13 protein-coding genes are annotated in these 15,865 nt (G+C 59.4%); 5 read left to right on the forward strand and 8 right to left on the reverse strand.

Going from position 1 to position 15,865, the window contains the following annotated elements:
• Positions 1-56: 56 nt before the first annotated feature.
• The 7 genes from ACFOPH_RS09245 to ACFOPH_RS09275 form a co-directional block, all read right to left on the reverse strand.
• Positions 57-482 (reverse strand): copper-binding protein, encoded by a 426-nt coding sequence (locus ACFOPH_RS09245; RefSeq protein WP_147935904.1) that lies wholly within the window; start codon positions 480-482, stop codon positions 57-59.
• A 58-nt stretch (positions 483-540) separates the two neighbouring features.
• Positions 541-3,717, reverse strand: a complete 3,177-nt coding sequence (locus ACFOPH_RS09250; RefSeq protein WP_312547279.1) for an efflux RND transporter permease subunit — start codon at positions 3,715-3,717, stop codon at positions 541-543.
• The gene (locus tag ACFOPH_RS09255; protein WP_147935902.1) at positions 3,714-5,309 is read right to left on the reverse strand and encodes an efflux RND transporter periplasmic adaptor subunit; all 1,596 of its coding nucleotides are present in this window, start codon (positions 5,307-5,309) and stop codon (positions 3,714-3,716) included. The genes ACFOPH_RS09250 and ACFOPH_RS09255 overlap by 4 nt, the downstream gene beginning before the upstream one ends.
• Positions 5,306-6,640, reverse strand: coding sequence for a TolC family protein (locus ACFOPH_RS09260; protein ID WP_147935901.1), 1,335 nt, complete (start codon positions 6,638-6,640; stop codon positions 5,306-5,308). The genes ACFOPH_RS09255 and ACFOPH_RS09260 overlap by 4 nt, the downstream gene beginning before the upstream one ends.
• A 76-nt stretch (positions 6,641-6,716) precedes the next feature.
• Positions 6,717-7,127, reverse strand: a complete 411-nt coding sequence (locus ACFOPH_RS09265) for a hypothetical protein (protein ID WP_312547280.1) — start codon at positions 7,125-7,127, stop codon at positions 6,717-6,719.
• A 134-nt stretch (positions 7,128-7,261) separates the two neighbouring features.
• Positions 7,262-8,377, reverse strand: a complete 1,116-nt coding sequence (locus ACFOPH_RS09270; RefSeq protein WP_147935899.1) for an acyltransferase family protein — start codon at positions 8,375-8,377, stop codon at positions 7,262-7,264.
• Positions 8,378-8,547: 170 nt separating this feature from the next.
• Positions 8,548-8,808: a helix-turn-helix domain-containing protein gene (locus ACFOPH_RS09275; RefSeq protein WP_222706935.1), complete on the reverse strand. Its 261-nt coding sequence runs from the start codon at positions 8,806-8,808 to the stop codon at positions 8,548-8,550.
• Between the two features lie 48 nt (positions 8,809-8,856).
• On the opposite strand from ACFOPH_RS09275, the gene ACFOPH_RS09280 reads away from it, so the two are divergent.
• From ACFOPH_RS09280 to ACFOPH_RS09300, 5 genes are all read left to right on the forward strand, one after another.
• The gene (locus tag ACFOPH_RS09280; RefSeq protein WP_222706934.1) at positions 8,857-10,095 is read left to right on the forward strand and encodes a hypothetical protein; all 1,239 of its coding nucleotides are present in this window, start codon (positions 8,857-8,859) and stop codon (positions 10,093-10,095) included.
• 399 nt (positions 10,096-10,494) lie between these two features.
• Positions 10,495-10,974, forward strand: a complete 480-nt coding sequence (locus tag ACFOPH_RS09285; protein ID WP_312547284.1) for a phosphohydrolase — start codon at positions 10,495-10,497, stop codon at positions 10,972-10,974.
• 167 nt (positions 10,975-11,141) lie between these two features.
• The gene (locus ACFOPH_RS09290; protein WP_379734869.1) at positions 11,142-12,536 is read left to right on the forward strand and encodes an oligosaccharide flippase family protein; all 1,395 of its coding nucleotides are present in this window, start codon (positions 11,142-11,144) and stop codon (positions 12,534-12,536) included.
• A 1-nt stretch (position 12,537) separates the two neighbouring features.
• Positions 12,538-13,764: a glycosyltransferase family 4 protein gene (locus ACFOPH_RS09295; RefSeq protein ID WP_312547286.1), complete on the forward strand. Its 1,227-nt coding sequence runs from the start codon at positions 12,538-12,540 to the stop codon at positions 13,762-13,764.
• A gap of 120 nt (positions 13,765-13,884) precedes the next feature.
• A complete protein-coding gene (locus ACFOPH_RS09300) occupies positions 13,885-14,154 on the forward strand; it encodes a superinfection immunity protein (RefSeq protein ID WP_312547287.1) in 270 nt (89 codons plus the stop codon).
• An 18-nt stretch (positions 14,155-14,172) separates the two neighbouring features.
• On the opposite strand, the gene ACFOPH_RS09305 is transcribed toward ACFOPH_RS09300, so the two are convergent.
• Entirely contained in the window at positions 14,173-14,988 is an 816-nt protein-coding gene (locus ACFOPH_RS09305) for a hypothetical protein (protein WP_312547288.1), read from the reverse strand.
• Positions 14,989-15,865 lie beyond the last annotated feature (877 nt).

A 15,865-nucleotide genomic window follows, 5' to 3' on the forward strand; every position in this document is an offset into this window, starting at 1 on the left:
CCCAGCTTGTCACTGCGCTCGATGACTTGGTACGAGCATGAACGGTCGTACGCGCGTTATTTGACAGATGAGATGATGTAGTTCGACCCTTGCTGGGTGAACTCCACGTCAACCTTCTTGCCGACTGCCAGCTTTTGGAGCAATGACTTGTCCTTGACGCCGAAGCTCATCGTCATTGGCGGCCAGTTGAGCGTCTTGACCTGGTCATGTGCAAGCGTCACTTTGCCGTTGGCCTGATCCAGCGCCTTCACTACGCCTGACGTTTTATGCACTGCTCCTTTTTTTGGCGTGCCCTGGACTTTGCTATCGGACGTCTTCTCCTTCGTCATGCGCTTGCATGCCGACATATCCATGCCCTTCATATCCTTCATGTCCATGCAGCCTTGTTTCATGTCCATACCCTTCATATCACTTGCCTGGCCGAAGGCAGCGCCGGGAATGGTCAATGCAGCGATAAGGGACAGCGGGGCGAAACGTTTCATGAGATTCTCCTCAAGGTGGCTAAAGCAGAGTTTTTCGTCCGTGACCGGACGACATCGTTCATGTGCTTTCATAACTGACCTCGTTGCGTGAAGGTTTCGGGATATCCTCTTGTCGCAGCTCCCGACGGCGCATCAACATATAAACGACCGGAACCACAAACATCGACAGCAAGGGCGCGGACAGCATCCCGCCAACCATTGGCGCCGCAATACGCTGCATGATTTCGGAACCGGTGCCGTGGGCGATCATGATGGGGACCAGGCCCGCGATGATTACCGCGACGGTCATGGCTTTTGGCCTCACGCGTTGAACCGCTCCCTCCTGAATGGCATCCAACAGATCGGCTTCGGATGACTTCCCGGCAGCCAGGCGGGCTTCCCAGGCATGCTTCAGGTAGAGCAGCATGATCACCCCGAACTCGGCCGCTACGCCGGCAAGTGCAATGAAGCCGACCGCGCTGGCGACCGACAGGTGGTGTCCGAGCATCCAGAGAAGCCAGATACCGCCGGCCAGTGCGAACGGCAAGGTGGCCATGATCAGGATTGCCTCGTCGAAGCGCTTGAATGTCAGGTAGAGGAGGATGAAAATCACCAGGAGCGTTGCCGGCACGACGATCTTGAGCTTCGCACTGGCGCGTTCCAGGTATTCAAACTGACCTGACCAGGAAATCGAGTAACCCGGTTGCAGCTTGACCTCCTTTGCGACAGCCTGCTGCATGTCGCGTACCACCGAGTTCATGTCGCGTCCCCGGATGTCGACGTACACCCACCCGGACAGGCGCGCGTTTTCACTCCGGAGCATGGGTGGGCCGTCATTGATGCGAACTGCCGCCACATCACCCAGGCGAATCTGTGCCCCGCGTGGCGTCAGGACGGGCAATTGCCGCAGGTTTTCGATTGAACCACGGATTTCGCGCGGATAGCGAACGTTGATCGGGAAGCGCTGCAGGCCTTCGACAGTCTCGCCGATGTTGTCGCCCCCAATCGCTGCCGACACGATGCTCTGCACGTCGGCGATATTCAAGCCGTACCGGGCTGCCTGGTCGCGGTTGATGTCGACGTCGACATAACGTCCCCCATTGAGACGTTCAGCGAGTGCCGAAGACACGCCGGGCACCGTCTTGACGATCCGTTCGATTTCTCCAGCAACGCGATCGATCTCCTGCAGGCTGGTACCGGCCACCTTGACGCCGACCGGACTCTTGATGCCGGTGGCCAGCATGTCGATGCGATTCCGGATGGGTGGTACCCAGATGTTGGAAAGCCCGGGCACCTTGACCACGCGGTCGAGTTCCTCGACCAGCTTATCCGTGGTCATGCCCGGCCGCCATTGATCCCTGGGCTTGAACTGGATCGTGGTCTCGAACATCTCCAGTGGCGCAGGATCGGTTGCCGTCTCGGCCCGTCCCGCTTTCCCGAAGACGCTTTGCACTTCCGGTACCGTTTTGATCAGGCGGTCGGTCTGCTGGAGCAGTTGCGACACCTTGCCCGCCGATAGCCCCGGTAGCGCCGAGGGCATGTACAGAAGGTCGCCTTCGTCGAGAGGCGGCATGAATTCTGCGCCGAGCCGGGTCATCGGCCAGATAGTGATGGCCGCAATCACGGCGGCAGCGACCAGCGTCGCCTTGGGAAAGCGCAGTACGCCATCGAGCAGGGGCCGGTAGACGGCGATCAGGAAGCGATTCAGCGGATTCTTGTGCTCCTCGGGAATACGCCCGCGGATCAGGTAACCCATCAATACCGGAATCAAGGTCACGGCCAGACCTGCAGCCGCTGCCATGGAGTAGGTCTTCGTGAACGCGAGCGGCGAGAACAGGCGTCCTTCCTGCGCCTCCAATGTGAACACCGGAATAAACGATAGCACAATGATCAGCAGCGAGAAGAACAGCGCTGGGCCGACTTCCGCTGCGGCGTCTCCAATGACCCGCCAGCGAGCCTCCCCTTCCAGCTTCGCTCCCGGATGGGCGTGATCCCATGCTTCGATATGCTTGTGCGCGTTCTCGATCATGACCACGGCGGCGTCCACCATCGCCCCGACCGCAATCGCGATCCCGCCCAGCGACATGATGTTCGCGTTCACCCCTTGGTAGTGCATGACAATAAAGGCGACCAGAATACCGATCGGCAGTGTGACGATCGCGACCAGCGCCGAGCGCAGATGAAAGAGGAAGATTGCGCACACAATCGCAACGACGACAAATTCCTCGACCAGCTTGTCGCGCAGATTGTCTACCGCCCCCCTGATCAGGTGCGATCGGTCATAAGTGGGAACGATCTCCACTCCAGGCGGCAGACCTGGCTTGAGGGTCGCCAGTTTGGCTTTCACCGCATCAATGGTTTCCAGTGCATTTTTCCCTGAGCGCATGACGATGATGCCGCCTGCAACCTCGCCTTCGCCGTTGAGCTCGGAGATGCCGCGTCGCATTTCCGGACCCAGCTGGATTCGCGCTACGTCACCGAGCCGCACAGGAATACCGGCCTCGGAGGTCATCAGGGGAATCTTGCGGAAGTCGTCGAGCGATTGGAGATAACCGCTCGAACGTACCATGTATTCAGCTTCGCCCAGCTCGAGCACCGAACCACCGGCTTCCTGATTGGCCTTCTGCACCGCCTCGATCACCACGTTATGCGCGATGTTGTAGGCCCGCAGCTTCGCAGGATCGAGCACGATCTGATACTGCCGCACCATGCCGCCCAGGCTTGCGACCTCTGACACGTTGGATACGGTCTTCAATTCGTACTTGAGGAACCAGTCCTGGAGCGCACGCAGCTGCGAGAGGTCCATCTTGCCGCTGCGGTCGACCAGCGCATATTCATAGACCCATCCGACGCCGCTCGCGTCCGGTCCGAGTGCGGGCTTCGCTTGCGTCGGGAGCCGCGACTGGACCTGGTTCAGGTATTCCAGCACGCGCGAACGTGCCCAGTACGGATCGGTCCCGTCCTCGAACAGGATGTAGACGAAGGAGTCGCCGAAGAACGAATAACCGCGCACGGTCTTCGCCCCGGGAACCGACAGCATGGTGGTCGTCAGTGGATAGGTGACCTGGTTCTCGACGATCTGCGGCGCCTGGCCGGGCCAGGTGGTGCGGATGATGACCTGCACGTCGGACAGGTCGGGAAGCGCGTCGAGCGGGGTCCGCTGGAGGGACCAGATGCCCCATGCGGTCATGCCTGCCGTAGCCAGAAGCACCAGGAAGCGGTTGGCGATCGACCAGCGGATCAGTCGGGTGATCATTTCCAGCCTTTCTTCTCCCCGGGCGTCCGGGTGATGTTGATGATCTCGTACTCGCCTTCGCCGCTTTGCCGGAACTCGAACGTCACCGGGTCTCCGACAGCGAACTCGCCCGGCAATCCGCCGGCACGCAGCTTGAAGCCCATCGTCATCGGTGGCCATTGCAGGCTTGGAATCGGCCCGTGCGAGAGTACGATTTCGTCCTTGTCGATGCTCTCGACCTTGCCTTCGCCGCGATGGCGTCCGGCCCCCGTATCTGCGCCCGTACCCGCAACCGTATCGGCCGGTCGGGGTTGCACGCCTTGCGGGGCCTGCGAGACTTGATCAGCTTTCGGGGGCTCGGCCAGGCGAGTCGCGGTTCCGCGCAGACTTGCTTCCGAATCGATCAGGAACTGGCCTGAGACCACCACTTTTTGTCCTGCCGCGAGCCCACGGCGGATCTCGGTCTTGCCATCGCCCTCGGTGCCGGGTTCGACCTCCACCGGCGCAAACTTGCCCTCCCCGAGCGCCACCATCACGACACTGCGCTGTCCCGTCCGGATGACTGCTTCGGTCGGTACGAGCAGCGTGTCCGTGCCCGCGGCCGGCGTGAAGCGCACGGTCGCGAACATGCCCGGCACGAGCCGCTGCCCCGGATTCTCTAGTTCGACTCGCGCGCGCAGGGTTCGGGTTGCCGGATCGACTTCCGGCAGGATCGCGCTGACCCGGCCATTCAGCACGGTGCCAGGCGAGGATGGGGTGCGCGCCTCTACGAGGGTGCCGGGGCGCACCTGCGCCGCGGCCGCTTCCGGCACTTCCGCGTTGACCCAGACGGTGCCCAGTCCATTGATCCGAAACATCGGTGCGCCGACGGCGACCGTCGTTCCCTCGCGTACCGACAGCTCGGACACGACGCCGCCGACCGGGGCGTTGATCGTCACGCGCGGCTGCACCTTCCCGCCGGCGTCGACAGCTCGGATCTGGGCGTCGGTCATGCCTGCAAGGCGCATGCGCTGCCGGGCGCCATCCAACAGGCCATCAAGGCCGTTCCCGGGCATGCGCTTCACCGCCAGGAATTCCTCTTGCGCCGCGACCCAGTCCGGCACATACACCGCCGCCAGCGGCTGGCCCTTTTTTACAGGGTCGAGCGGCGCCCGCACGAACAGCCGCTCGACGAAGCCGGCGCTGCGCGCCTGCACCAGCGCGACGTCGCGCTCGTTGTATGCGACAGTGCCGACGGCTTCGACGCTCATGGTCAGCTTGCCCCGCGTGACATCGGCGGTGCGCATCCCGAGATTCTGTTCCACCACCGGACTGATCGAGACCTTGCCCTCGTCCGCAGGCGCATCGGCGTACACGGGAACGAGCTGCATGTCCATGAAAGGAGACTTGCCTGGCTTATCGAATTTCTGCCCCGGCACCATCGGGTCATGCCAGTACAGCACCTTCCTTCCGGTCGCCGGATCGAGCGCGCCGCCCGCACCTGCGTGCGCCGCCGGGGCTGCTCCGGCCGTGGCTTCCATTCCCTTGTTCATCCCGAGGCGATAGACGCCATACCCCCCTGCCCCGACGACGAGCACCGCCAGCAGGGCAATCGCCATGGTTTTCCTGTTCATTGCTGCCTCCTGTCGGTACCCGGGTTAGCATTGTGTTGTCTGCCCGCAGGGACCAGGAACCGGAGCTGTGCCCAGAGACGGCCAGTGTCCGCCTCCAGCTGCAGCACCTGCAAGCGCGCATCGAGTTCACTGCGCCGCGCCGCGAGCACGTCGGCGAGCGACATCTTGCCTCCGCGGTATTGCGCGACAGCTGACGTGGTCCGTGAGCGTGCCAGCGGAAGCAGGTCCTGCTCTAGGCGCGTCTGGCGCTCCCGGTTACTCTGCCACTCATTGAGCATGGCCCCCACCTCGGCTACGTGCGCGCGCAGCGCATCCTCGCTTTCGGCCTTCGCCTGCTCGAGCTGTGCCAGCCGTGCCGATACCTCCCTGTCCTGCCGGTTACTTTGATTCCACTGCAAGGGAACGGACAAACCGACAGACAGCATGTTCGAGTACGCGTGTCCGCGCTGCTGGAATGCGACTTCGACGCTCCAGTCTGGCTTTTTGTCGGCCCGTGCCAGCGCCGCCTCGGTTGCCGCAATGTCTTCCTGCTTGCGCAGGACGGCGATTTCCGGATGATGGCCGAGCTGGGTCTCCAGCGTCCCCGGATCGAGCGGAACGGCGTCAAGCACCGGCTTGCCTTCAAGGGGGAGCTGCGCGGCCTCGCCGATCCAGCGCGCGAGCGCCAGTTTGGCGTTGGCGACGCGCCGTCCCAGCTCGCGGGCGCGATCAGCCAGGGCCACCGCTTCGCCGCGGGCGGTGAAAATGTCGGCTTGTGCGCCGCGTCCGCCACGGTATGCAGCCTCGGCCGCCGCGACCTCCTGGCCCGCCTGCTGTTCCTGTTCGGCGACCAGCCCTGCCATCGCCTCAGCGTAATAGCGTTCCAGCCAGGCCACCGCCGTGTCGCGTTCGATCGCGGCGGCGGCCGCAGTCTTTTCCGCCGATGTCTTGTCGGCTTCGCGCTCAAAGCGCTCTGCGCGCAAGCGCCGCTTGTCGGCGCGCGTCAGGTCTTGCATGAGGCCGATGCGGCGCTGGGTCATGAAATCGCGCGTCGTGCTGAACCGGTCCGGTCCTTCGACCGGTACATTGTCGACGCCGACCTTCAGGACCGGGTCGGGCAATCGCTCGGCAGCGGCCGCCTGTTCTCGCGATGCAAGGACGGCGTAGTCCTTGGCGGCAAGAAGGCGGGAGCGTTCTACAGCGCGGAACTGCGCCTCCTGCAGTGTCAGCGGACTGTTGGCCGCGCCGGCACCGCCGCACAATGCGGAGATCAATGAGGCGAGTACGAGCCGTGCGCCGTGTCGACAGGCGCGATGACGCGCCAGCACGGGCGCGATGTATGGGATAAACATGGAACCTCCAAGGATGCAACGCACAACATCGCCAGTGCGCGAGGCACAGCGACGACAGACTTGGCAAGCAGGAGGATCAGATACGGAAACAGCAGTGGCGGATCGCCAGGGGCGGTGACGTTGTTCGCGTCAGGAAAGGAGGATTAGCGGGGGTGGAGTCTGGTCGGTAAGCGACGTCCAGCGGCAGCAGCGGCAAGCCGAAACCGACGGCCAGGAACGGTTGCAGTGGTGGCACCCCTGGCTTGTCGAGCGATTGGTTGTCCGCTTGGTGGTAGGCGTGGCAAAGGCTGGGCTGCACCAGGTCCATCTCGTGGCAGGCCGGCATCTCGTCTGGCGGCACGTAGGCCGACATGCGCGCGACTTCGCTTTCATGCTGCACGCTCAGCGCCGGGCAGGCGTACGCCGCCACAGCAAGCTGCATGAACAGGATGCTGAAAAGGGTGATCGTCGCAGCGAATAGCCGCGATGGACGAGAGAGGTGCTTCATGATTAAGTGGGATGCTACAAGTGGCGTCCGTTGTTGTCAACGACGCCACTTGTCCTGCAGTTCCCTGCCCTGGCTATGCGGCGGCGCCGGAAATCAAACCCGGACGGCGCCGCTCCGGAATCGTAACGTCGTCTTCAGCCATTCCCGGACCTGATAGGTCCTGGCTTCAAACGGCAGGTGAAACAGGAAGGCGCCGACGACGAGCCCAACATACAGGAGCAGATACACCAACAAATGCAGCGGCCGGTGAGGATCGAGCTTGGCGTTGCCAAGGACGGGCGCTGCAAGGTGCAGCATCGCCCCATCAGTGGAATGTGCAGGACATACAGCGTAAACGAGAACTCCGAAAAGAATCGCCCGACGCGGTTGACCCACTCGTTAGCTCGCGTACGTGCCCACGTGACTTGCATGCTCGACAGAAACAGCACGAAGACCATGCTGAATAACAGGTACTGGACAAAGCTGTCCACACTGATGTCGCTCTTCCCTTTCAGGCGGATAGCGGCAGCCGCGCCGATGAGTCCAAGAAATAAGGTCCAGCGCAGGAACGGGCCACATTCGATCCGCACGCGTGAGAATGCTGCACCCAGCAGCCAGATCGAAAAGTACAGCAGGATTGCGCTGTTCAGCAGTTGTACGATAGCGGCAACCGTCAACAGGATCAGGACCCGGCGCCACGTGGACCGGGTACGAAATAGCATGACGAGTAGAGGAAACAGCACGTAATACCAAGTCTCGTTCGCTAGGCTCCACAACGGAAAATTACCTCCAAACTCAGGCACCAGAATATTTTGCAGTCCAAGCAGGTTTCCGATCAACGCAGTAACCGAGTACGCATTGTCCGGCGCGAATGACAGCTTCGATGGATCGAGTGCGCCTGTGGCCAGGCCGAACAGCAACATGACGCCAAAGGTCGGTATCAGCACGATCCATAATCGAGTCACCCGATCGATGGCGTAATTCGAGATGGCGTTATCGGTGTCGAGGCGGTTGAGCAGACTGCCCCCGACCAGCCAGCCGCTGAGAACGAAGAACACGATCACCGCCAGATACGCGAACCCGCTGGCGAAGGCAAGCGCCTGGAAGGCGAGCGAAGGGTCCTGGACAGTGCTGAAGCCGGGGTAGACCTGAGCGCGCAGGTGCGCGGCCGCGACCTGTAGCGCGGCAGCTCCCCGGAGAAGCGAGATGAGCATGGAATGCCACTGGTCTTCGGACAGGTTTGATCGTTGGAGCAAGGTGATCTTTGGCACGGATGGGCCTTTGGGAAAGGTCGAGGTTCATCGCATCCTAAATCACAGGAAAACTTACCTACCTGATAACGAACAAGCTCAGCGGATTGAGCTGTTCTGAAATCGGCGCCCGCGATACCGCTGCGCAATGGCTGGCTTCTGCAGCATTGAGCTCAACGAGTTGGTTTCGACTAAGACAAAAGGACTTTGGCCTCAGTTAGCTCAACCAAACGGCTTGGCGCTACCCCGAGTGCAGCTGCGAACCTAAAAATCATCCGAATGGTTGGCTGGTTCACACCTCGCTCAACCATGCTAACAAAAGAGCGATCAACTCCAGCTGCAAGGGCTAACTGTTCTTGCGTTAGGCCCGCTTCTGTACGAACTACTCGCAATACTTTTCCAAATGCTAGCCCAGGATCCAACTGAGATCTCCCAACAAAGGGAGAAAGCATGTCCTTCCGGCATCACTTAGTCTTCGGAGTATACTCAGAATTTACAACTTGACTCATAAAAGTTTCATCGAAGAAATTTTTGCCTGTCCGAAAAATTACATCATCATGACCATCGCCCGATCGCCACTTCTTTGTTTTTTTACCAATGATGACTACATCAACGAATTATGCCTAGCTTACTGGTCTTTGAACGAGCACGGAAAATGGTGTTCTAGCCTTGCCCAGCTAACAATACAGACCCGAAAGAGCCGGGCAGCTCTGCATTCCCTCACAAAAGAAAACAGCTCTGCTTATATTCTTTATTTACGTTGCGAGGAATGCACAAACCCTATACAGGTCACCAGTCGCACGCATTTTGAATCAGTGACGCGAGTAGCGAAAAGAAATAGGCAGTATCGCTGCGACAACTGCATTGATAGACAAGCAGTAAAACAAAGCAAACCGCCCGAATTGCCCCTCGATCAGGTATCAGAAGCATCTTCTCAAAAGGTTCGTACTGTCATTGATTACAATCAGCTAGATTATACTAACGCATTTCTGCTATACAGCCTCCTCTCGGCCGCTGGCGAGCAATGGAACAACAATACGATAGCTCCTATCAGTGCCCAAATCGGAACGCTAGCACCAACACCAAGTCTTACGACGGAGATATATCTCCACCTGCACAGCGAAAAAATAATCATCCCATCTCCGTCAAGCTGTAATCGTCCGTTTCCTAATATTGGAGACAACAGCTATCTCACATTTCTACCCAATGACGTAACATGGATACTAGTCCTTGACGAACGCAAAATGACCCCGGCGTCTTTAATGAACGCTCTCGAACTGATCATAGGAAAATTCGATCCTGCATCTGCTTCGGCCCTTTGGTACCTGATTGCAGAGGCGGAGTGTGAACGCTACTTCGGTGAACTTTGTGACCGCTACAGATTTAAAAGGCAAATGCTATACACGGAGAAGGTAGCCGGAGCAATTAGGTACTGTCTAGATCGGCTTTCATTGCCTCAGGTATGGAATATTCTATGGTGCACAATGCGAACCGTTGCAGCATTAGTGCAGGAAGGAACTTATTCTCACCCCCATGTGTACAACATGATCTCAACAATAATAATGCGTGATGTCGATCGCCGGATAGCAAATAATCAACAAATTCGCCCCTGGGGCCGACTACAACCACACAAGGAATCAGTAATTACGAGCGTCCTTTTCGACAAAGTTTTTCATACGGGCACGGCAGCTTTTGAACAAGTGAACGGTAAGAATTCATCTCTTTACCAGCAGCCGTAGAACGCTATCGCGAATTTAGCTAATTCTAATGTCGAGCCAAAAGCGATAACGATAGATTAAGCATCACCGACACGCGATACACTGGCGATGCTTGCAACCTTTAGGCCCACGTTTCGGCAAGTAGTTAGTAATGCGCAACGGGCTTTGTTCAATGCTAGCTCAAGGTTGACGATGTCCAGGAAGATCAAGCTGACGTGTCGCGGAAAATTTCAACCTATGCACATGTAGGTCAAAACAATCATGTAGATGTTGCATCTTCACAACACAAAGACCTGTACGCGATGCTAATGCGAAATGTTATACAAAATATTAAACATAACAATCTTGGCACCCAGCTTCGTCATAGGAGGCCTTGCAATTTGTTATAGTCTTTTGGGGGGATATCAGTTCCCATTATCGGTGGCCCAGCATTCGATCACGGTCATGCTGCTGCAGCGCGCCGCGCTCGGCGGCCGGGTCGATCCCCTGCTGGAACTGCGCGAACTGCTGCACGACGCCGAGGAAGGCCTGCTCGGCTTCGACGCGCTGTCCGTCATCAAGCCCTTCCTCGGCGAGGGTTTCCGTGCGCTCACGAAACGGCTGGAACACGTGGTCTTCCTGCGCTACGGCCTGCCCTCCTGGACCGCGGCCGAGCACGCGCGCCACAAACGCGCCGACCGCCTGGCCGCCGCCAGCGAGGCGGTGCACGTGGCCGGCTGGTCGCGCGACGAGGTACGGCGCACCCTGAAGATCCGCGCCGCCGTGCTGGAGGACGATCCCCTCGCCGCGGCCTACGGTGGTGCACCCTGGGAGCCCTGGCCGCCGGCGCTGGCCTGCGAGCGCTTCCTGGCCGAGCTGGAGCGATTGAGGCGGCTCGTCGGGGAAGAGGAAGTGTCGTAAATTACCAGACGAAGCCACTGTTGTTTTTCTTAGCAACAGGACAATTTTTGATTTGACCACGCCTGTGCTTGCCTCCATACTTCTTTACCAGCGGACGTGCTTGATTAGAGTTCATTGAATCGCCGCCATTTCCACGATGGAATGCGAAGTTCATATGGCGGCGCCACATGACGAAAAGCCCAGTTTTTTATAGCCTGATCTGGTCGGTCGTAAAAAACTGGGGCGGTCGCTTCACTTCCCTGATCGTCTTCGCTCTCCTGACCCGCCTGCTCGACGCTCATGACATCGGCGCGGTCGCGTTCGTGGCGGCAATCATCACCATCCTCAGCGCGGTCGCCGAAATGGGCCTGGCCGAGTATTTGATCTACAAGGAAGATACGCCAGCGGCGCGCAACCAGATCTTCTGGTTCCAGATCTACGTGACCCTTGCCATGTACATACTGTTGGCGCTGGCGGGTCCCCCCTTACTCCACAGTATGGCCAGGCACGATGCCGCCAACATGCTGCCCTACCTGGGCCTGGTGTTGCCCCTGGTTGCGCTTAGTTCGGTGCAGGATGCCATCCAGCGCGCCGCCCTGCAATTCAGGGCGATCGCCATCCGCTCCCTGATCGGCATGGTCGCGGGCGGCGTCGTTGGGGTGACGCTGGCCGCCTCCGGCGCCGGCATGTGGAGCCTGGTATTCAAGCACTTGACCGAGATGGTGGTCATGGCCGCGATCATGTGGAGGACGAGCAACTGGCGTCCGGACTGGGGCTGCGACTGGCGGGGCTTTCGGAAGGTATTCAACTACACCCGCTACATGGCGGGGAGCCGCCTGCTCGATGTGTTCACCGCCAACGTCGACGAGCTGATCGTCGGGCTGGCGGTGGGCCAGCAGCAGCTCGGCTTCTATTCCATTGGCAAGAAACTCTACACCATCAGTATCGAACTGCTCGGCGGTACCGCCGGCTACATTGCCGGGCCCCTGCTCGCCAGGGCCAACGGCAACGCCACCGTCCTGTGGAACATGTTTGTGCAGGCGATCCGGTATGGCAGTTACCTGATCGTGCCGCTGTACGCGGCCTTGTATTTCTTTGCGCCTGTCGTCATTCCTCTGCTGTTCGGGCAGCAATGGGCCGGCGCGGTCTGGATCCTGCAAAGTTTCTGCTTCGTTGGCATGCTTTTTCCATTTCATCAATTTACCTGGCCGATGCTCATGGTGGCAGGCGATGCGGCCGACAGTTTCCGCTATGCGCTGATCCGCAACCTGGGCGGACTGGCCATCCTGGCGGTCGCCGCCTTCCTGAGTTGGGAAGCTTTCGTGCTGGCCCAGGCGGTACGCAGCGTCTTCACGATTGGCACAGGCTGGCTGTACCTGCGCCGCGTCATCGCTTTCCGCTATGCGGAGCTGGGCATGGCGCTGCTGCCGGGGCTGCTGGCCGCTGGCGCCGTGGGCGCCACGTTCGTCCTGCTCGCCTGGACCATCGGCCAGCGCTTCATCGTGCAGGCAAGCGGCGTGACCCTGGTGCTGGGCCTGACCTACCTCCTGATGCTGGCGCAATTACGACGAGTGAGGAGCTGACATGACACAAGAGCACGCGATGTCGTTTCCAGGGCATCAGGGCGTAGCCGAGGGCAGCGCGTTCGCCGGCTGTGCGCACCAGCCTGAAACCACCCGGCACGTCGTCATCGCCACCTGGTTCTACGAGGAGCAACCCGGCTACCTCGATTTCAGGTACCGCATCCGCGCCCTTGCGACCCGCTATCGTGTGACGCTGCTGCTGCGTCATGCGTTCTTCGAGCAGGAGTTTGCCGACCTGCCGCTCGAGATCCAGGTGATCAGCACCGCAGGCACGGGCATGCGCGAACAGTACGATTACATGCGGGCGTGTGCCCGCTTCTGCCGCGGCCGGTCGGCCGATCTCGTGGTACTGCTGGGCTCGCAGCTCGCGATCACCGCCTGGCTGCTGCGCGGCCTGCCGACACTCCTGTACTGGAACGAGCACCCATCCCACTTCTTCTCCCAGGAACACCGCGGCCTGCTACGGCGGCTGGTGTCGAAAGCGCTGCTGAAACTGAGCTACGCCGGCGCCGACCGCGTCGCGGCCGTCATGCCGATCGGGGAAGCGCACTTCCAGGACCTTGCCGACCACGGCGTCGCCGCGCGTCGCCTCGCACTCCTGTACATGGGCGTCGAAGACCGCTTCGGCGTTCTGGCGCAGGTCAGGCGCAGCGGCCAGCTGCGCCTGATCTACACCGGCACCGTCATGCGCGAACGCGGGCGCGATGTCATGCTCGACGGACTGGCGCTGGCGCGCGGGCGGGGCCTGGACGCCGCCCTGACCATCGTCGGCGCGAGCGACGCGCAGTTGGCCTACTGCCTGCAGCGCGCGGTCGAGCTCGGCATTGCCGACGCCGTGCGCATCGTCGGGCGGGTTCCCGGCAGCGAGATTCCAGCCTACCTGGCCGATGCCGACGTCGGCATCTGCATCTGGGAGGATCGCTTGTGGTGGCGTTTCAATCCGCCGACCAAGCTGTTCGAATACTTGGTTGCCGGATTGCCTGTGCTCGGCAGCCGCATTCGCACCCATTCCGATTACATCATCCACGGCGACAACGGCTGGATCTTCGACTACGACAAGGAAGCGTTCGCCGCCGCCATCGCTACCGTGGTCCAGGAACGCGCACGCTTGCAGGAAGTAGCGCGGGCAGCGCGCCTCTCGGGCAAGCGCTACTTGTGGTCGGCGATCGAGCCGCGCTTCCTCGAGCTGGTTGAACATGCCATGGCAGACCGGGCGGCGACGCGATGAGGCGTTCGCCCCGTCCGCCGCCCGCGCCCATCGCTGTCAAGTCGGCGTCGCCCATCTCGACACCGGCGCAACGCCTCGGCTTTATCGAGTCATGTTTGAATCCTTGAACGGCTTGAACACATGCGCAACCCTCATCTCGTGGCCCTGATCGTCCTGGCTGCAATCGTGCTGTACGCAGGCAGGATCGTCCTGTTGGCGATCGGTTCAGCCCTGTACGTCTACTTATGGCCTGGCCTGATCGCACAAAAAAAAGGCCGCCCTGACGCGCGAGAATACTTTCTTGCTTGCGCGCTGGGCGGCTGGCTGGTCATTCCCTGGTTGATCGCACTGGGATACGCATTGGCGGCGCCCAAGCTCGACCGTGAAATGCCGGCATTGCCGCGGCCATGACAACGACCGCGACCCGGCTTATTTCAGCGGAGGCGGGTTGTTGCGCATCTCGGTCATGCTGGCCCCGAGATTCTTGTTGGGCACGAGCAGCGTGGCCGTACGCCAGGAGTTGGTGGCAAGAACGTAACGCCCGCTACCGATACCCGGGGCATAACCGAGACTCCAGTCCTGGCCCTTGCCGGGATAATAGTCGGCGCCAGCATTGACTACATAGCGGGCCTTGGCGCGGTCGTCCGCCTTCTTCGGATTGTCAACGACGAGGCGGAAGTCCATGGCCACAAAGACGGCGCGGACGTCACGTGGATCGCTGAGCGTGTACGACGTGCCATAGCCGTGGTGGAAATTCGGATATTTCGGCTTGATCGCATAGCCGCCGTCGGCTTCCTTGCGGGCGCCGGAGATCCGCATGTCGCCGACATAGTTGAACGGGTACGTCCACAAGTCAGTGTAGGGCGCCACGACCGAATTCGTGCGGGTCCAGCGGCCCGTCTTGCTGGACAGGACATACATGCGCAGGTTACGCACCTCGACGCGCGAATTGGTAGCTTTGTTTCCCTGCGCTTCGAACGCCGTGTACCAGGTCAACGCCTCGTAGCACCAGTCGGGACGATTGCCCGTCCACCAGGTCGGCAGCGATGCGCCGCTCGGCTCGTACTGGATCATGTTGGGACGGTACTGCCAGTCGTACGTCGGGTTGATCGGAATGGCTTCATTGGCAAGCGACATGTCCTTGATGACAGTATCGATGGTGTAAGCCGGCGTAGCAGCCTGCGCTGCCATGACTGTAAAGATCCCGCTGGCGAACAACGGAGCGAACTTGTAAAAAGACTTCATCAATTTCCCTTTTTGCCATGACCACACAGTCCGGGCTTGCCTGGACTCCTGGTCACAACCATAAAAGCGCGTGTCAATGCGCTAATAACAATTGTCAGCACAACAAGAACATTTCCTTACCGCACTGGTTGACAGGGGGCAGTATATGTTCAAAATTCCGAGCGTCAATATTCTTTACGGAATTTATTTTCGCCGGTTGTGCTTAACATAAGGAATTGATGACTTATATCAACAAGATTGATACCAATAAACGACAATTTCCTGCTGTGTAAATATTCCTTCACATTCAGTAACTTAGTCTTCCTGACTGTTACTTGCGCCACGTCCATGCTATGCGCCGCACGCCGATCACGAAAGCCAAATACTCATAAGCAACATTTAATGCGTGCGGCCTACCGGTTGGCCGTTACGCTTATCTCCATGGAATAACTTGCAATAAAGAGCAACCGAGTAGTATTTAGAACGTGAACTCGGCCGTTTAAATCAGTAAGGGAAAAAAGGCATTTTGCTGGAAAGAAGCGTGCCTCGCGCCCTCTGCTGTACCACCTGCTCTGCCCTCGCCGCGGCTGCAGGCGCGGACACGGCGTTGCTTCACACCGTCCCTTACGAACATTTCCTTAACGGAAAAGAGAAACTCTACCGTTCAGATTTTCGCTGGCGGCCAGATCAGCCAGGTGCATGCTTTATGAAAAACACGATGCACTACCAGTTATGGCAGATAGCCTGTAATCCATTCTTTTGAGAAATATTTTTTGTGACAATTTCGTCAGCCAATTTCTATTATTTTCGCCTCATAAAGATTATTTTATAGAAACCCTACTTTCCAATAATTAATATCTTTGTAAACTTTGTTGCATTGGTATTTCGTCGTATCCTG

The organism is Massilia haematophila, from assembly GCF_042647645.1.
GTDB classification, from domain to species: Bacteria; Pseudomonadota; Gammaproteobacteria; order Burkholderiales; family Burkholderiaceae_D; genus Telluria; species Telluria haematophila.